The organism is Brevundimonas naejangsanensis DSM 23858, from assembly GCF_000421705.1.
Taxonomy (GTDB): domain Bacteria; phylum Pseudomonadota; class Alphaproteobacteria; order Caulobacterales; family Caulobacteraceae; genus Brevundimonas; species Brevundimonas naejangsanensis.
Map to the genome: position 1 here is coordinate 59,346 of NZ_ATXN01000003.1, position 17,251 is coordinate 76,596.

The 17,251-nt window shown below is 67.3% G+C and carries 16 protein-coding genes; 2 read left to right on the forward strand and 14 right to left on the reverse strand.

Annotated features, from left to right (window positions below; genetic code table 11):
* Positions 1-34: 34 nt before the first annotated feature.
* The 14 genes from H556_RS0107710 to ygfZ all read right to left on the reverse strand — a co-directional run bounded on the left by H556_RS0107710 (position 35) and on the right by ygfZ (position 13,526).
* A complete protein-coding gene (locus H556_RS0107710; protein ID WP_024353888.1) occupies positions 35-685 on the reverse strand; it encodes a 3-oxoacid CoA-transferase subunit B in 651 nt (216 codons plus the stop codon).
* Positions 682-1,404, reverse strand: coding sequence for a CoA transferase subunit A (locus H556_RS0107715; protein ID WP_211216122.1), 723 nt, complete (start codon positions 1,402-1,404; stop codon positions 682-684). The genes H556_RS0107710 and H556_RS0107715 overlap by 4 nt, the downstream gene beginning before the upstream one ends.
* A 9-nt stretch (positions 1,405-1,413) precedes the next feature.
* Positions 1,414-2,307, reverse strand: a complete 894-nt coding sequence (locus tag H556_RS0107720; RefSeq protein ID WP_024353890.1) for a dioxygenase family protein — start codon at positions 2,305-2,307, stop codon at positions 1,414-1,416.
* Between the two features lie 38 nt (positions 2,308-2,345).
* On the reverse strand, positions 2,346-2,636 hold the full coding sequence (gene catC / locus H556_RS0107725; protein WP_024353891.1) for a muconolactone Delta-isomerase: 291 nt from the start codon (positions 2,634-2,636) through the stop codon (positions 2,346-2,348).
* 4 nt (positions 2,637-2,640) lie between these two features.
* Entirely contained in the window at positions 2,641-3,807 is a 1,167-nt protein-coding gene (locus tag H556_RS0107730) for a muconate/chloromuconate family cycloisomerase (protein WP_245559446.1), read from the reverse strand.
* 189 nt (positions 3,808-3,996) lie between these two features.
* Positions 3,997-7,218, reverse strand: a complete 3,222-nt coding sequence (locus tag H556_RS0107735; RefSeq protein ID WP_024353893.1) for a CusA/CzcA family heavy metal efflux RND transporter — start codon at positions 7,216-7,218, stop codon at positions 3,997-3,999.
* Between the two features lie 12 nt (positions 7,219-7,230).
* Positions 7,231-8,421 (reverse strand): efflux RND transporter periplasmic adaptor subunit, encoded by a 1,191-nt coding sequence (locus H556_RS0107740; protein WP_024353894.1) that lies wholly within the window; start codon positions 8,419-8,421, stop codon positions 7,231-7,233.
* Positions 8,421-9,674 (reverse strand): TolC family protein, encoded by a 1,254-nt coding sequence (locus H556_RS0107745; RefSeq protein WP_024353895.1) that lies wholly within the window; start codon positions 9,672-9,674, stop codon positions 8,421-8,423. Before H556_RS0107745 ends, H556_RS0107740 begins: the two co-directional genes overlap by 1 nt.
* A gap of 54 nt (positions 9,675-9,728) precedes the next feature.
* Entirely contained in the window at positions 9,729-10,040 is a 312-nt protein-coding gene (locus H556_RS0107750; RefSeq protein ID WP_245559447.1) for a hypothetical protein, read from the reverse strand.
* A 105-nt stretch (positions 10,041-10,145) separates the two neighbouring features.
* Positions 10,146-10,784 (reverse strand): DNA-3-methyladenine glycosylase I, encoded by a 639-nt coding sequence (locus tag H556_RS0107755; RefSeq protein ID WP_024353897.1) that lies wholly within the window; start codon positions 10,782-10,784, stop codon positions 10,146-10,148.
* 166 nt (positions 10,785-10,950) lie between these two features.
* Positions 10,951-11,919: a TraB/GumN family protein gene (locus H556_RS0107760; protein WP_024353898.1), complete on the reverse strand. Its 969-nt coding sequence runs from the start codon at positions 11,917-11,919 to the stop codon at positions 10,951-10,953.
* A 46-nt stretch (positions 11,920-11,965) separates the two neighbouring features.
* The gene (locus H556_RS0107765; protein ID WP_024353899.1) at positions 11,966-12,166 is read right to left on the reverse strand and encodes a helix-turn-helix transcriptional regulator; all 201 of its coding nucleotides are present in this window, start codon (positions 12,164-12,166) and stop codon (positions 11,966-11,968) included.
* Positions 12,163-12,627 carry a hypothetical protein gene (locus H556_RS0107770; protein WP_024353900.1) on the reverse strand — a complete coding sequence of 155 codons (465 nt, stop codon included), beginning with the start codon at positions 12,625-12,627 and terminating at the stop codon, positions 12,163-12,165. The genes H556_RS0107765 and H556_RS0107770 overlap by 4 nt, the downstream gene beginning before the upstream one ends.
* A gap of 104 nt (positions 12,628-12,731) precedes the next feature.
* Complete coding sequence (ygfZ, locus tag H556_RS0107775; protein WP_024353901.1) at positions 12,732-13,526, reverse strand: CAF17-like 4Fe-4S cluster assembly/insertion protein YgfZ; 795 nt, start codon at positions 13,524-13,526, stop codon at positions 12,732-12,734.
* A gap of 225 nt (positions 13,527-13,751) precedes the next feature.
* On the opposite strand from ygfZ, the gene ppdK reads away from it, so the two are divergent.
* Together ppdK and H556_RS0107785 are read left to right on the forward strand one after the other, a co-directional pair.
* Positions 13,752-16,442 carry a pyruvate, phosphate dikinase gene (gene ppdK, locus H556_RS0107780; protein WP_024353902.1) on the forward strand — a complete coding sequence of 897 codons (2,691 nt, stop codon included), beginning with the start codon at positions 13,752-13,754 and terminating at the stop codon, positions 16,440-16,442.
* A 220-nt stretch (positions 16,443-16,662) separates the two neighbouring features.
* Complete coding sequence (locus tag H556_RS0107785) at positions 16,663-17,196, forward strand: porin family protein (RefSeq protein ID WP_024353903.1); 534 nt, start codon at positions 16,663-16,665, stop codon at positions 17,194-17,196.
* Positions 17,197-17,251: the final 55 nt, after the last annotated feature.

Consider the following 17,251-nt stretch of genomic DNA (forward strand, 5'->3'; position numbering starts at 1 on the left):
GCTCGCCGCGCGGCGGCTCTCTTCTTGAGGGCGGTCATGCCGCCGCCGCTGCGATGGCCAGCGGCGCGCCGGTCTTGGCCGTAATCTCCTCGGCCGTGACGCCGGGGGCGGTCTCGATCAGCGTCAGGCCGCCCTGTTTGCGATCCACGGCGATGACGCCCAGGTCCGTGATGATCAGGTCCACGACCTTCCGGCCGGTCAGGGGCAGGGCGCATTTTTCCAGAATCTTGGGCGAGCCGTCCTTGGCGACGTGATCCATCACGACGACGATGCGCTTGACCCCGGCGACCAGATCCATGGCGCCGCCCATGCCCTTCACCATCTTGCCGGGGATGGTCCAGTTGGCCAGATCGCCGTTGGCGGCGACCTCCATCGCCCCCAGCACGGCCATGTCGATATGGCCGCCCCGGATCATGGCGAAGCTGTCGGCAGAGGAGAAGAAGCTGGAGGTCGGCAGCACGGTCACGGTCTGCTTTCCGGCGTTGATCAGATCGGGGTCCGCTTCGCCCTCGAAGGGGAAGGGGCCGATGCCGAGCAGGCCGTTTTCGCTTTGCAGCGTGACGCGGACGCCCTGCGGCACATGGTTGGCGACCAGCGTCGGTATGCCGATGCCCAGATTCACATAATAGCCGTCGCGAAGTTCCTGCCCGGCGCGGGCGGCCATCTCGTCACGGGTCCAACTCATGCCGACGCCTCCTCGCGCGGACGCGTCGTCAGCTTCTCGATGCGATTTTCATTGATGGTGCTCAGGACGATGCGGTCGACATAGATGCCCGGCGTGTGGATGGCGTCGGGATCGAGGGCGCCTTCGGGGACGATCTCCTCGACCTCGACCACGGTGGTCTTTCCAGCCGTCGCCATGTTCGGATTGAAGTTGCGGGCCGTCTTGCGGAACATCAGGTTCCCGGCCGGATCGGCCCGCCAGGCCTTGATGATCGACAGGTCGGCGCGCAGCCAGGTCTCGCGCACATAGTCATCGCCCTCGAAGGTCTCGACGGGCTTGCCCTCGGCGACGACGGTGCCGACGCCGGTGCGGGTATAGAAGGCGGGGATGCCTGCGCCCCCCGCCCGGATGCGTTCGGCCAGGGTGCCCTGCGGGTTCAGTTCCAGTTCCAGTTCGCCGGACAGATACTGCTGCTCGAACAGCTTGTTCTCGCCGACATAGCTGGAGATCATCTTCTTCACCTGACGGCTCTCCAGCAGCATCCACAGGCCAAAGCCGTCGGCGCCTGCATTGTTGGAGATGACGGTCAGCCCGCCGACCCCGGAAGCCCTGATCTCGGGGATCAGGCTCTCGGGGTTGCCAGAGAGCCCGAAGCCGCCGGACATGATGGTCATGCCGTCGAACAACAGGCCCTCAAGCGCGGCTCGGGGAGAGGCGAAAATCTTGGACACGAACCTCAGGTCTTTCGATCAGGCCGCCGCGCGGGCGCGGCCGGACAGGTGCTGGTCGCCCTCGGCAGCGGCGCGCTGCAGGGTGAAGTCGAAGGCGACATAGGCGCTGTCGCCCTGACGTTGCGGCACCGGCAGCAGGCCGTCGCGGGTGGCGAAGGCGAAATCGTCGGCCGCGAACGGATCATCGCCGAAGTTGATCTGGGTCGTCAGCGAACGATAGCCGGGCGCCTCGACGAAGAAGTGGACGTGGGCCGGGCGGTTGCCGTGGCGGCCGATGGCCTTCAGCATCCGGTCGGTCGCGCCGTTCGGCGGCACCGAATAGCCGCTGGGGATCTTGGAGCTGAAATAGTAGCGGCCGTCCGCGCCGACCTTGATGCGGCGACGGTTGTTGAACGGCGTCTGTTCGCCGGTCGGGTCGAAGTGGGAATAGAAGCCCTTCGAATTGGCGTGCCAGACGTGAAGGATGGCGTCGGCGGGCGCCTCGCCGTCCGGGCCGACGATGTTGCCGGTCATATACAGGGTGTCGGTGTCATCGGCGTCGTCTGTCAGGTTGATGTTTTCGCCTTCGACCAGCGGCGCGCCCTCGACATAGAGGGGGCCTTCGATGGTGCGCGGGGTGCCGCCGGTGCGGCCCGCCTCGGCGTCCTTGGCGTCCAGGAACAGATCCATGAAGTGCTCAAGACCCGAACCCGGCACGATCAGGCCGAACTCCTGGGCGCCGTCCTGGAAAAATTTGATCGCGCCCCAGAACTCGTCCTCGCTGACGTCATGCTTGACGATGACCCGCATCAGGGCCTCGACCACGTCTCGCGTAATGGATTTCAGACGGGGATCGCCGCCCTCGACGGTCAGGCCGCTGGCGCGGTCCAGAAGCTGTTGAATCTCGGGTGTGGCGACGAAATCTTCGGTCATGGTCTTCCTCTCCAGTATGTTCGGCCTTGATGGGCTCTTTAACGATCGTCCTCGTGGATCGACGACGGATGGCGGCACAGGGCGGTGACCTGGACGTCCATGTAGGGAAACAGCGGCAGGGCGCTGAGAAGGTCGTGCAGCGTCTGGGCGTCGGCGACGTCGAAGACGCTGACGTTGCTGTAACGGCCGGCCACGCGCCACAGATGACGCCAGATTCCCTGACGCTGCAGATCCTGGGCGCGGGCCTTTTCCTCGGCCTTCAGCCGGTCGATTTTGGCCGGATCGGCGTCGTGCGGAATGCGCACATCCATCGTGACATGAAACAGCATCGGCTTACCCCGCTACCAGTTTGGGCGTGACGACCGAGGTTCGGGCGCCTCGGTCTCGACGAAGCGCCGCGACGGCGTCCTCGTTCAGTTGAAGGCCGAGGCCCGGCCCGTCCGGCACCGTCAGACAGCCGTCGGCGTAGTGCAGCGGCTCAGCCAGCAGTTCTTCGGTCAGCAGCAGGGGGGCGAACAGTTCGGTGCCGAACTCGATCTCGGGCAGGGTGGCGAAAAGCTGGGCTGAGGCGATGGTGCCGACCGGGCCTTCGAGCATGGTGCCGCCGTAAAGGGCCACTCCCGCCGACTGGGCGACGCCCGCCAGCCGTTTGCACTCGGTCAGGCCGCCCGCCTGGGCGATCTTGAGCGCAAAGACATCGGCCGACTGGCCGCATGCAAGGGCGTAGCCGCTCTCGGGTCCGTGCAAGGCTTCGTCGGCCATGATGGGGACCAGGCCCATCGCCGTCAGCCGGGCCATGCCCGCTGTCGCATGGGCGCGGATGGGCTGTTCGATCAGGTCGACGCCCGCCTCGGCCAGCAGGGGCAGGGCGCGTTTGGCGGCGGCCTCGCTCCAGGCCTGATTGACGTCGACGCGGATGCTGGCGCGGTCGCCCAGGGCGCGTTTGATGGCTGCGACGTGGGCCACGTCTTCCTGCACCGGCCGCTTGCCGATCTTCAGCTTGAAGGCGGTGTGGCGACCCGAGGCCACCATGCTTTCAGCCTCGGCGATGTCCTGAGCGGTGTCGCCGCTGGCCAGGGTCCACAGCACCGGCAGGCGGTCGCGGACGCGTCCGCCCAGAAGCTCGCTGACCGGCACGCCCAGACGCTTGCCCTGAATGTCCAGCAGGGCGGTCTCGACGGCGTTCTTGGCGAAGCGGTTGTCGATGATCGAGCGGCGCAGGCGCTCCATGATCACCGCCGGGCGGGTGGAATCGGCGCCGACCAGCATAGGGGCGAAATAGGCGTCGATCGCCAGCTTGATGCCCTCGGGGCTTTCGCCGCCGTAGTTCAGCCCGCCGATGGTGGTGCCTTCGCCGACGCCCTCGATCCCATCGGCGCAGCGCAGGCGAACCAGAACGATCGTCTGCGACTGCATGGTCGCCACGGAGAGGACATGCGGTCGGATCGTGGGCACGTCGAGGATGATTGTCTCCACGACCTGAATGGCTGATCCCTGCACCTGTCGTCTCCGCATCCTTCAGTGGAGGTCAGCCTAGGGCGCGTCTGTGATGATCTAAAATGCCGTTTTGTTCGTATTTGATATCAAATCGGCATCAAATCGAAGGCGAGGCGCCACGCGGCGCCGACCCATGCGCGAGGTTGATATCGCGATGGGCCGACGTGCGGGCCGCGTGGCGGACCTCCTTGATCAGTGTTCGACATCCTCCGGCTGACGACGTTTCACGGCCCTGGCCGCGAAGGTCGGCAGCACCAGCAGCGTCAGGGCGGTGGCGCTCAGCAGGCCGCCGATGACCACGGTGGCCAGCGGCTTCTGAACCTCAGCCCCGGCCCCGGTGGCGATGGCCATGGGAATGAAGCCGACGATGGCGACCAGGGCCGTGGTCAGCACCGCCCTCAGACGGCTGAAGGCGCCGAACAGGGCGGCGTCGCGCGGCGTCTGCCCTGTCTGCAACCGCTCGCGGATCGCCTGCATCAGCACCAATCCGTTCAGGGTCGCCACGCCCGACACGGCGATGAATCCGACCGCCGCCGAGACCGAGAAGGGCATCCCCCTCAGCAACAGCGACAGCGCTCCGCCGACCAGCGCCAGCGGCACGCAGGCGAACACCAGTCCCGCCTCCGCGAACGACCCCAGCGCCATGAATAGCAGGATGCCGATCAGGACGAAGACCACGGGAATGACCAGACTCAGACGCTGCTCAGCCCGCTTCAGGTTCTCGAACTGGCCGCCCCATTTGAGCGAATAGCCTGCGGGCAGGCTGACCTGCTGGTCGACCTGCTTCTGGGCGTCGGCGACGAAGCCGCCCAGATCGCGGCCGCGCACATTGGCCTGAACCACCAAGCGGCGGCTGCCGTCGTTGCGGCTGATCTGGTTCTGGCCCTCCTTCACCTGAATGCGGGCGACCGAGGACAGGGGAATGGCTGCGCCGCTGGCCGTGGTGACGGGCAGGGCGTTCAGGGCGGCGGGGTCGTTCCGTTCGGCGTCCGACAGGCGGACCACTACGTCGAAGCGGCGGTCGCCCTCGAAGATCTGACCCGCCTCGGCGCCGCCGATGGCCGCCGAGACGGCTTCGGACACATCCGCCGCCGACAGGCCGTAGTTGGCGGCGGCGAAGCGGTCGACGCTGACCGTCAGGGTCGGCAGGCCGGACGCCTGCTCCACCCGCACGTCGGCCGAGCCGGGCGTGTCGCGCAGGGCGTTGGCCACCTGGTCCGCCGTCTTCTGAAGCTGGGCGAAATCGTCGCCATAGACCATGACCGCCAGATCGGTACGGACGCCCGAGATCAGCTCGTTGAAGCGCAGTTCGATCGGCTGGCTGAACTCGAAGGCGTTGCCCAGCTGGGTCGAGGCGGCCTTCTCGATGCGGGCGATCAGCTCTTCCTTCGGCAGGCGCGGATCGGGCCATTCCTTGCATTTCTTCAGCACGATGACGGCGTCGGAGATGTTGGGCGGCATGGGGTCCACCGCCGCCTCGGCAGTGCCGGTGCGCGAGAAGACGGTTTTCACCTCGGGCTGGGCCTTGATGGTCCGTTCCAGCGCCATCTGCATGGCGAGGGACTGCTCCAGCGAGGCCGAGGGCACGCGCAGCGCCTGCATGGCGATGTCGCCTTCGTCCAGCGTGGGGATGAACTCGCGCCCCAGCAGGGTGAAGGCCAGGGCGCCGATCAGCAGGGCGCCGAAGGCCGAGGCCAGCACCGTTTTGGGATGCGAGACGGCGGCGCGGATGACCGGTTCGATCCAGCGGCGCGCGTGGCGCAGCAGGAAGGTCTCATGCTCCTCGGCCTCGCCGTTCTCGTCGACGTGGACCGTCTTGGGCTCCTTGACCAGCAGGGCCGCCATGGCCGGGACGAAGGTGAAGGAGAAGATGAAGGCGCCGACCAAAGCCAGCATGACCGTGGCTCCCATGGGAATGAAGGTCTTGCCCTCGACGCCTTCCAGCATCAGCAGGGGCGTGAAGACCAGAAGGATTATAAGCTGGCCGAAGGCGGCTGGCTTGACCATCTGGCGCGCGGCCGAGGCGGCGACGCCCAGCCGTTCGTTGCGGGTCAGGACGTGGCCCAGATCGGCGCGCTTCTGGCCCAGACGCAGCAGGGTGTTCTCGACCACTACCACGGCGCCGTCGACCAGCAGGCCGAAGTCCAGCGCCCCCAGGCTCATCAGGTTTCCGCTGATGCCGAAGCGGTTCATGCCGATGACCGCGAACAGAAAGCTGATCGGGATCATCAGGGCCGTGATCGTCGCAGCGCGGATGTTCCCCAGCAACAGGAACAGCACGACGATGACCAGCAGGGCGCCTTCGGTCAGGTTCTTGGCCACCGTCTTGATGGTGGAGTTGACCAGGGCGCTGCGGTTCAGCACCGGCTCGGCGACGATGTCGGGCGGCAGGCTGGCGCTGATCTGCTCTAGTCGTTCGGCGGCGGCCTGGGCCACGGTGCGGCTGTTCTCGCCCGCCAGCATCAAGGCCGTGCCGATGACCGCCTCATGACCATCGCGGCTGGCCCCGCCCAGACGCGGCGCCTGGCCGATCTCGACCACGGCCACATCGGCGACGCGCACGACAAGGCCGTTGCGATTGACCACGGGCGCTTGGGCCAGATCCTCGACCGTCTGGGCCAGGGCGTCGGTGCGCACGGTCAGGGCCTCGCCCGCGCGCTGGATATAGCCCGCGCCCGCTTGCGTGTTGGCGCGATCCAGCGCCTGGATCAGGTCGTTCAGGCTGAGGCCATAGCCGGCCAGCCGCGCCGGATCGGGCCGGACGGCGTATTCCTTCACATAGCCGCCGTTGACATCGACGCCCGCCAGACCGGGCGCCGTCCGCATCCGGGGCGCGATGATCCAGTCCTGAACGGTGCGCAGGTAGGTGGCTCGCGCCTGCGGCGTATCCAACCGCTCGCCCTCGGGAGTCAGATAGGCGCCGTCGGGTTGCCAGCCGGGACGGCCCGCGCGCGCTGTCTTTGCGTCGAAGGGCGTCAGATCGACCGTCCACATCAGGACTTCGCCCAGGCCGGTGGTGATGGGCGACAGGGCCGGTTCGACGCCCTCGGGCAGATTCTCGCGCGCCTGCGCCATCCGTTCGGCCACCTGCTGACGGGCGAAGTAGATGTCGGTGGCGTCGCTGAAGATGACCGTCACCTGGCTGAAGCCGTTGCGGGTCAGGGAGCGGGTGCTCTGTATCCCCGGAATGCCCGCCATCGCTGTTTCCAGCGGGTAGGTGACCTGACGCTCCATCTGTTCGGGGGCCAGGGCCGGGGCCACGGTGTTGATCTGCACCTGTCGGTTGGTGATGTCCGGAACGGCGTCGATCGGCAGTTTGGTCAGCTGGAACAGGCCCCAGGCCGCGACCAGCGTCGTGGCCAGGATGACGAACCAGCGGAAGCGGACGGACGCCTCAATGATGGCTTTGAACATGATCGCCCTCCCTTAGTGGCCGTGCTCGGCTTCGCCCTTGGCCAGTTCGGCCTTGAGCAGGAAGGCGTTGGCCGCCGCGACCTTTTCGGTCCCGGTCAGGCCGCGAAGGATTTCGGTGGCGCCCCCGGCCTGACGGCCGGCCAGCACGGGCTGGGCGCGGAAGCCTTGGCCGGTCTGAACGAAGACCACCGTGGCGCCGTCGACCGTCTGCACCGCCTCGGACGGCACGGTCAGGGCGCCGCCCGACTGGCCTTGTGTGACCACGGCGCCGGTGACGGGCGATCCAGCGGGCGGCAGGCGGTCGCTTTCGGGCCGGGCGCGGATCACGGTCGCGCCGCTGTCCTGTAATCCGGCGTCGGCGGCGACGCCGGTGACGAGGGCGTCGAACTCGCCTTGCGGTCCCGTGACGCGCACGTGCGAGCCGAGGCGCACCTGGGCCGCCAGCTGCGGCGGAGCGTTTAAGACCAGCTCGACCCGCGCCGGATTGGTCACTTCGGCCACGACCGCGCCCTGACCGACGAAGCCGCCGGGGCCGACCTGAACATTGGTGACGACGCCCGCGATGGGGCTGACGATGCTCATCCGGCCCGAGGCGTTGGGCGAGCCCGCCGCCGTCGCTCGCGCCCGCGCGGCGCGAGCCATAGCCTCGGCGCTGGCGGCCTGAGCCTGCGAGGCCTCGACCTCCTGACGGGCGACGACGCCCTGATCGGCCAGATTGCGGTTGCGCTGATGCGCCTGACGCGCGGCGGTGGCGGCGGCCGAGGCTGCGTCGATCTCGGCGCGCAGGGCGGCGCCGTCGCCGCTGATCAGGCTGACCAGAGGCTGGCCCGCGCGGACCGCCTGGCCCGGCGCGACCAGCACCCGCTCGACCGTGCCGCCGACCACGGCGCCGACAGCGGCGCGCGCGTCGACCATGGCCTCGACCCGGCCGGACAGGCGCGTTTCGCCGCCGCCGCCGCGCGAGACGGAGACGACGGAAATGCCCGCCGCCTGAAGCTGTTCGGCGGTCAGTTCGATCACGCCCTCGGGCTTTTCGGCGGTTTCGCCCGTGGTTTCGCCTTCGGGCTCGGCTTCCTTGACAGCCGCAACGGCGCGGGGCGGGTCATGCCGGACAAGAGACAGCGTCAGCCCGCCGATCCCCAGCATGAGAACAGCGGCGATGCCGACGAGCAGGGTTTCTTTCTTCGACAAGGTATTGCGCATCAGCGACTTCCTTCAAAGGGGAGGCGGCCTTCCAGGCGCGCCAGGTCGATCTCGGCGCGGACGCGCGCCATGCGGGCGTCGACAGCGGCGGATCGGGCGTTGATCAGAGCCGCGCGTCCGGTGCGCAGCTCCAGTTGCGAGATGCGTCCCGCCTCTGCGCCGATGCGCGACAGGCGATAGGCCTCCTCGGCCGAGGTCACGCCTGCATCGGCGGCTGACACGCGGCTGGCGGACGACGCCAGACGCGCCACCGCGGCGGCCCGGTCGGCTCCGGCGTCCTGACGCGCCTGCATGACCCGCGCTTGGGCAGCCCGGTGTTCGGCGCGGGCCGCGTCGATGCTCCCCCGGTTGCGGTCGAACAGCGGCAAGGGCAGGCTGAGGCCGAAGGTCAGGGCCGTCTGGTCCTCGGCGCCGAAGCGGGTCACGCCCACGCTGGCGGTGACATCGGGGCGGCCGTTGATACGCTGGATGTCGATGCGGCGCTCGGCCGCCGTCGCCTCGGCCTCAGCCACGCGCACCGTGGGCGCTTCGCGGTGGGAAGGGCTTGAGGGCGTCGCTGACGCATCCAGCAGTCCGGCATCGATCGAGGTCGCGGGCGTCGGCAGCATGGCGACGGCGCTCAGCCGGGCGAAGGCGGCGTCACGCTCGGCTTTGGCCTCGTCCAACGCGGCGCGGGCGGCGGCGGCCTCGCTCTCGGCCTGTATGCCGCGCAGAAGAGGCTCTCGCCCTTCCTCGACCAGGGCCAGCGCCGCGCGGGCGTCGGCCACGGACAGGCTCAGCGCCTCTTCGGCCAGGGCCGCGCGACGCTGGGCCGCTTCGGCTTCGGCATAGGTCAGGGCCAGCCGACCGGCCGTATCGATCAGGGCGAGGTCGCGTCTCAGAGACGCCGCGCCTGCATCGGCGCGGGCGGCGTTCACCCTGGCCGGACGTCGACCCCACAGTTCAAGATCCTGGCTGAAGGACAGGCTGATATCGCCGCCTCCAAAGCCGTTATAAGGGCCGGACCCAGCGACGTTCTCGGCGCTCAGGTCCAGACTGGGGTTGGGGCGGACGCGGGCCTGGCGGACACGCGCCTCGGCGGCGTCGACAAGGGCGGCGGCTTCTGCGGAAGCGGGCGTCTGGTCGAGGCGAGCGACAAGCTCGGCATAGGTCGGAGCGGGGTCGGCCCACGACGGGGCGGCCGACGCCGCGCCCAGCAAGACGAGCGCGCAGCCGATCGCGAGGCGCGATCGACGACGATGCAGCAATAACATGTTTGATTTCCAGAATTACTGAACAGGAGCGCGCACGACTGCGCGGATCTCAGCTCAGGCTCTGGGAGGGCGCTTCAGGCCTTCGGGCGCGCAGGAAGCCAGACGATCGTTCAGCGGGCGGCCATGTTCGACATGGGCCGGCAGACCGATGAGAACGAAATCGCGCGAGGGATGCCGTTCGCTGGCGGTGTGATGGCAATGGCCGTGGGCGCACAGGCCGGGTTCGCCGCCTGAGCCGTCATGATCCCCGGCCGCCGGATCGTGGTCGATCACCTGGTGGGCGGCCAGCGGTTCGGGCCCGCAGGCGGCGGCGTCGGCGATGGGCGCAATGACGAACGCCGCGACGACCAGAGTCAGCGCGGCCAACAGTCTTGCCAATGTCGTCATCGACCAAGCCATTGCAGGTTTAGGTAGGGGCGGCCGAAATCGAAAGCAATCTGTTATAAGGTTCGGGTTGTTGCGATGCGATCGTCAGTCACCAGATCCACCGTCACGTCCTGCCGATTGATGTTTTTGTCCGTGTGCGTCGTTGATCTGTGCGTGTCGGAAGCAGGTGGTCTGGTGATCGTTCACCATACCGACCGCCTGCTGAAAGGCGTAGACGATGACCGGGCCGCAGAACTTGAAACCGCGCGCCTTCAAGGCTTTGGCCATGGCGACGCTTTCTGGCGTCTGGGTCGGGGCGTCGCGGAAATCTCTCCACTGATTCACCCGCGGCCGGCCGCCGACGAAGGACCACAGCCAGGCCGAAAAGTCCTCGCCGTTGTCGCGCATGTCCAGCCAGATGCGGGCGCCGTTGATGGCGGCGTCGACCTTGGCGCCTGAGCGGATGATGCGGGGGTCGGCCAGTAGGCGCGCGCGGTCGGCCTCTCCATAGCGGGCGATGATCTCGGGATCGAACCCGTCGAAGGCGTCGCGCATCCCCTCGCGCTTTCTCAGGATGGTGACCCAGGCCAGCCCGGCCTGAAAGCCGTCCAGAACCAGCTTTTCCCACAGGGCGCGAGGGTCGTATTCGGGCACGCCCCATTCGGTGTCGTGATAGGCGATGTAGAGCGGGTCCGTCGTCCCGCACCAGCCGCAGCGGCCTTCAGCCTTTTCGGATTCGGTCATGGTGCGAGGTTGCGGGAATGTTCTGACGGCGCAAGTGAACAATCATCCCCGTTATCCTGCGGTCTCGCTCCGCTTCGAGGCTTGCCGGAGGATGACGGGGATGGGAACGGGCCTGCAAAAAGGCCCGGCGACGACGCCGGGCCCCTCAATGCGCCGAACGCGAAGCTTACAGCCGCTCGACCGTGAAGCCCTTCGCCGTCAGCATGTCGATCACGCTGTCCTGATCCATCAGGTGGGCGGCGCCGACGGCGACGAAGGCCGTGCCTGCGCCCTGCATCATCGTCTCGATCTGGTTGGTCCAGTCGGCGTTGCGCTCGATCAGGGCGGCGCGGTGGATGTCTTCATGAATGTCGCGGGTGTTGACGCGGTTCAGGCGGCCCGTCTCGGCGGCGTCGCCCTTCAGCCAGGCGGCGACGGTATCATCCAGATTGGTGATGATCCCGTCTGCGTTGCGGACATAGTTGTTCAGATAGGCGACCTGAGCCTCTTCGCTCATGCCCGCGATCAGGCGCACCTGGATGTCGGCGGTTTCAAAGCCGTGCAGCGCCTTGCCCTGCGCCCTGGCGCGATCCATCAGCGTCTTGTCGACGCCCGCCTCGGACCGATAGCCCGCGTTGGTCGGGCCCGACATGGAGATCATGAAGGCCGCCAGCCACGGACGATAGGCGTCCAGCGCCGCGCCTGACGCGCCATTGGCCTGGGCGACCTTGTCGAAGGCGGCGAAGTCTGCGGCCGACAGGATGGACGACAGGGGGCGGGACGGATCGACGCCATGCTGCTGGATCACCGGCATGACCACGGCCTGATCGTCCTGATCGGCGATCTCGACCCAGATGTCGGACGCGCTGGCGAAGGCGGCGTTGACCTTGTCCGAGCCCCAGGCCGTGCCGGGACGCAGCACATGGACCGTGCCGAACAGATAGACGGTGGAGTCCGCGTCCCTGACCACCCACAGCGGGGGGCCGGCGCCCTCGGCGCGGGGGATGGGCGCCGCGGAAACCGAGCCGGGGGCTTCGGCGTGGGCGACGCCGGGGGCGGCGGCGAGGGCGGCGGAGGCGGCCAGGGCGGCCAGCAGTCCGGCGGCGAAGCGCGAGACACAGTTGGCCGTTTGGCCCATGCGGTGTGCGATGGTCATTGAGAAGTCCTTGAATTTTAGAGGTTTTGTTTAAGGCGAGGTCAGATCAGGCGATGAAGATGGCTTCGATCGGCTGGCCGAAGAGGCGGGAAATGCGGAAGGCGAGGGGCAGGGAAGGGTCGTAGCGGCCCTTCTCCAGCGCCTGGATGGTCTGGCGCGAGACGCCCAGGCGCTCGGCCAGATCGGCCTGGGTCCAGTCGCGTTCTGCGCGGAAGACCTTCAGGCGATTGACGAAGGCGCTCGTCATCGACGGGCGATCCACCAGCCGCACCAGGCGAGGCCATAGCCGACGGCCTGGGCCGCGAAGACGGCGAAGACGCCCAGGGCGATCAGGGCAGCATCGGTGTGCGGCACGGCGGCGGGCAGCAAATTCACGCCTGCGAGGGCGGCGATGACGACGGCCGCGCCGCCTGCGACGAGGCCCAGGTTGCCGCCCCACCACCAAGCCCATTTGTGCGCCTCTTTGGCGGCCTCATCCAGGGCGCGCCACCAGTAGAGGGTGTGCAGGGCGGTGAAGACGGCTAGTCCGGCGGCCAGGACGACAACGCCGATCGACGGCGCGCGGCCCCAGGCGTCGGGCCAGAAGGGCGTGGCGGCGGTGGCGCTGACTCCGACCACGGTCAGGGCGCACAGAACGACGGTCAGGTCGTCCATCTTCTTCTTGTTACGGGCGGCGGCTTCGCCTGCGGTGGTGATCTGGGTATTCATGACAAGCTCCCCTGTCGTGTTGACAAGTGAGCTTTACCAACGGGGTCGCGCTTACGTCAAGCGACTTTTACATCGCGACAAGCAGATTTTCCGTTATTTCGAATTCAGCCTTGAAAATCAGGGATCCAGTCGGGCTTCGCGACCCGCACGGAGCGGCCCTCGACGGTCAGGTCGCCTTCCATGCGGTCCAAGCGCATCAGGGCGATGGCGCGCCCCTCGGCGCCGGTCATGACTTCGCCCGCCCGCAGGTCGCCGTTCAGCACCTCGGCGCCGCGTTCGGGGGCGGGGCCGTCGAAGGTGATGGCCATCATGCGGTTCTTGATCGTGCCGCGCCGCTTCATCCGCGAGGTCGTCTCCTGACCGATGAAGCAGCCCTTGTGGAAGTCGATGCCGTTCAGCAGGTCGAAGTCCGCCTCGATCGGATAGGTCTTGTCCTGCAGCGTGTCGGCTGTGGGATCGGGCACGCCCAGCGTCAGGCGGTGCGCCTGCCAGTCGGCCTCTGTCGCGTCGGTCTCGCTCTGATCTCCCCAGCGGCGGCCGCCCAGCGCCGGCAAGCGGGGATCATCGACAAAGCCGTCCGGCCTCTCGGCGCCCCAGGCGACGAAGACAGCATCGGGAATCGCCATCACATCCACGCTGGAGCGCAGCCTGTACATCGACAGACGCTGGAGCAGGGCGTCGCGCCGGTCGGCCGCCACATCCAGAATGACGCCATCCTCCTCGCCCCAGATGAACAGGTCGAACATCAGGCGTCCCGGCGGCGAAAGCAGAGCGCCGAAGCGCAGTTCGCCGGGCTGCAGCGTCTCCACGTTCTGGGTGAGCAGATTATGCAGGAAAGGGCGGGCGTCGGGGCCGCTGATGCGGATCAGGGCGCGACTGTCGAGGCGGGCGATAGGCATAAGGCCTAGATAGGCGGCCCGAGCCGCTTCCTCCAGTGCGTCACGCCGCGCCTCGGCCTTGCCGTACGAAACATCCCCTCACGGATTGTTGCAACTGCAGCCTCGCCTTCGCAGGTGCAGCGCGCTAGTGAGGGCGTCCGTAAGGCGGGACTCAGAATATACCCGCACCCTTCTACATATGCGGGGCTGGGACCCGCAGTCAGACCACGGTTCAGGAACTGCGAAATGACCAAGTGGGTGTACGGCTTTGGCGGCGGATCCGCTGACGGCGACGCTTCGATGAAGAATCTTCTCGGCGGCAAGGGGGCGAACCTGGCCGAGATGTCGTCCCTCGGCCTGCCGGTGCCGCCGGGGTTCACCATCACCACCGAGGTCTGCACCTGGTATTACGCCAATGAAGAGACCTATCCGACCGACCTGACCGATCAGGTCAAGGCGGCCCTCGCCCACGTCGAGGGCGTGGTGGGCAAGACCTTTGGCGACGCCGCCAACCCCCTGCTGGTCTCGGTGCGCTCGGGCGCCCGCGCCTCCATGCCGGGCATGATGGATACCGTCCTGAACCTGGGCCTGAACGACCAGACGGTCGAGGGTCTGGCCAAGCTGTCGGGCGACCGTCGCTTCGCCTTCGATTCCTATCGCCGCTTCATCACCATGTATTCCAACGTGGTTCTGGGTCTGGGCCACGACTATTTCGAAGAGGTGCTGGACGACCACAAGGATCGTCTGGGCGTCTCGGTCGACACTGAACTGACCGCCGAGAACTGGGAAAAGGTGGTCGCGGACTACAAGGCCTTGGTCGAGCGCGAACTGGGCAAGCCCTTCCCGCAGGATCCCCAGGCCCAGCTGTGGGGCGCTGTCGGCGCCGTGTTCGAAAGCTGGATGAACGACCGGGCGAAATTCTATCGCCGCATGCACGACATCCCCGAAAGCTGGGGCACGGCCGTCAACGTCCAGTCGATGGTGTTCGGCAACATGGGCGAGACCTCGGCCACCGGCGTCGCCTTCACCCGCAACCCCTCGACGGGCGAGAACAAGCTGTACGGCGAGTTCCTGATCAACGCCCAGGGCGAGGACGTGGTGGCCGGCATCCGCACGCCGCAGTCGCTGACCAAGGCGGGCCGCGAGGAGATGGGCGAAACGGCTCCTTCGATGGAAGAGGCCATGCCTGAGGTCTTCGCCCAGTTCGTCGACGTAGTGGGGCGGCTGGAAAGCCACTACCGCGACATGCAGGACATCGAGTTCACGGTCGAGCAGGGCCGCCTGTGGATGCTGCAGACCCGCAACGGCAAGCGCACGGCCAAGTCGGCGCTGAAGATCGCCGTGGATCTGGCTTCGGAAGGCGTCATCTCTCAGGACGAGGCGGTCAGCCGCGTCGAACCGGCGGCGCTGGACCAGTTGCTGCACCCGACGCTGGACCCCAAGGCGGCGCGCACCGTGGTGGCGGCGGGCCTGCCCGCCTCGCCGGGTGCAGCGACCGGCAAGATCGTCTTCGACGCCGACGAGGCGGAACGTCTGGGCCAGCAGGGCGACGCCGTCATCCTGGTCCGCGACGAGACCAGCCCCGAAGACATCCACGGCATGCACGCGGCGCGCGGCATCGTCACGGCGCGCGGCGGCATGACCAGCCACGCGGCGGTGGTGGCGCGCGGCATGGGGCGCCCCTGCGTCTCGGGCGCGGGCGAAATCTCGATCGATGAGAAGGCCGGGACCTTCACCGCGCGCGGCCGCACCTTCAAGGCGGGCGAGGTCATCACCATCGACGGCGGCAAGGGCGAGGTGCTGGACGGCGCCGTGGCCATGATCGAGCCGGAGCTGACGGGCGATTTCCAGACCCTGATGGGCTGGGCCGACGGCATCCGCCGCCTGAAGGTCCGCGCCAACGCCGAGACCGCCCTGGACGCCAAGACCGCGCGCGGCTTCGGCGCCGAGGGCATCGGCCTGTCGCGCACCGAGCACATGTTCTTTGACGACGACCGCATTGCGGCGGTGCGCGAGATGATCCTGGCCGATGATGAGGCGGGCCGTCGCGCCGCCCTGGCCAAGATCGCGCCGTTCCAGAAGGCCGATTTTATCGAACTCTTCGCGATCATGAGCGGTCTGCCGGTGACCGTGCGTCTGCTGGACCCGCCGCTGCACGAGTTCATCCCGCACACCGAGGCTGAAATCGACGCCCTGGCCGCGCATCAGGGGCTGGACGCGGCCAAGCTGAAGCGTCGGGCCAAGGAGCTTCAGGAAACCAACCCCATGCTAGGCCATCGCGGCTGTCGCCTGGGCGTGGCCTATCCGGAAATCTATGAAATGCAGGTCCGCGCCATCCTTGAGGCGGCGCTGCAGGTGAAGGCGTCCACCGGCGTCGCCCCGATCCCGGAGATCATGCACCCGCTGGTCGCCCTGGGTCTGGAGATGAAATATCTGCGCGAGCTGACCGACCGCACGGCCAAGGCCGTCTTTGTCGAGGCGGGCGACAGCGTGGACTATCTGGTCGGCACCATGGTCGAACTGCCGCGTGCGGCCCTGCGCGCCGCCGATCTGGCCGAGCATGCTGAATTCTTCAGCTTCGGCACTAACGACCTGACCCAGACGACCTTCGGCATCAGCCGCGACGATTCCGGCCGCTTCTTGCAGGTCTATCTCGACAAGGGCATCTTCGAGAACGACCCCTTCGTTCGTCTGGACCAGAACGGCGTAGGCGACCTGATCCGCATCGCCGAGGAGCGCGGTCGCGCGGCCAAGCCGGGCATGAAGATGGGCATCTGCGGCGAACATGGCGGCGACCCGTCGTCCATCGCCTTCTGTGAAGAGGTGGGGCTGGACTACGTCTCCTGCTCGCCCTACCGCGTGCCGATCGCCCGTCTGGCGGCGGCGCAGGCGGCGCTGGCCGCCCGTTCGGGCGTAGAGCGCGAGAAGGACCGCTAAGGTCGGCTCTCAAAATCGATAAGGAAAGGGCGATCCGAAAGGGTCGCCTTTTTCTTGTCTTATAATAGTCGCTCTTGAAGGAACGTCGTGTGTGCTTCCGATTGCACAGTCATCGACTTCTTCATGAAGCATAAGGAACGTCTGCGGGCGTGCGAGCTTTGTTTCTCCGCAAGGTGGTCAGGCCAGTCCTGCTCATCGCAATAAGGAGTGATTGAAGCTCATGCGTAATGTTATTCTCGCCGCCGCCGCGCTGTCTGTATTCGCCCTGCCGGCTGCGGCCCAGGTCATGCAGCCGGGCGGCCCCACCTATTATGGTACGCTCGGCTATTCGCAACTGGACCATTCAGATGGGGACCTGGGCGCGGTGACCGGTCGTCTGGGCGCCAAGTTCAACCCTTATTTCGGCGTTGAGGGCGAGGGCTCGATCGGGGTGAAGGACCACGACTTCACCGTCGCCGGCGCCAAGGGCAAGATCAAGCACGACTACGATCTGGCCGCCTATGCGGTCGGCACGCTGCCGGTTACGCCCAACTTTGAACTGTTTGCGCGCGGCGGTTACGGCACGACCCGCATCAAGGGCGAACTGGCCGGTTTTGAGAGCAAGGCCGACGGTGAAAGCTGGAATTACGGCGTCGGCGCCAACTACTACTTCGACGCTCAGAACGGCCTGCGCGGCGATTGGACCCGCCGTGACTTCACCGACGATGGGGGCGAGGTGGATGTTTATTCGGTCAACTACGTCCGTCGCTTCTAAGCCGACTTAAGCGAACGGATCGGGCGCGCTTCTCGGCGGAGCGCGCCCTTCTTTT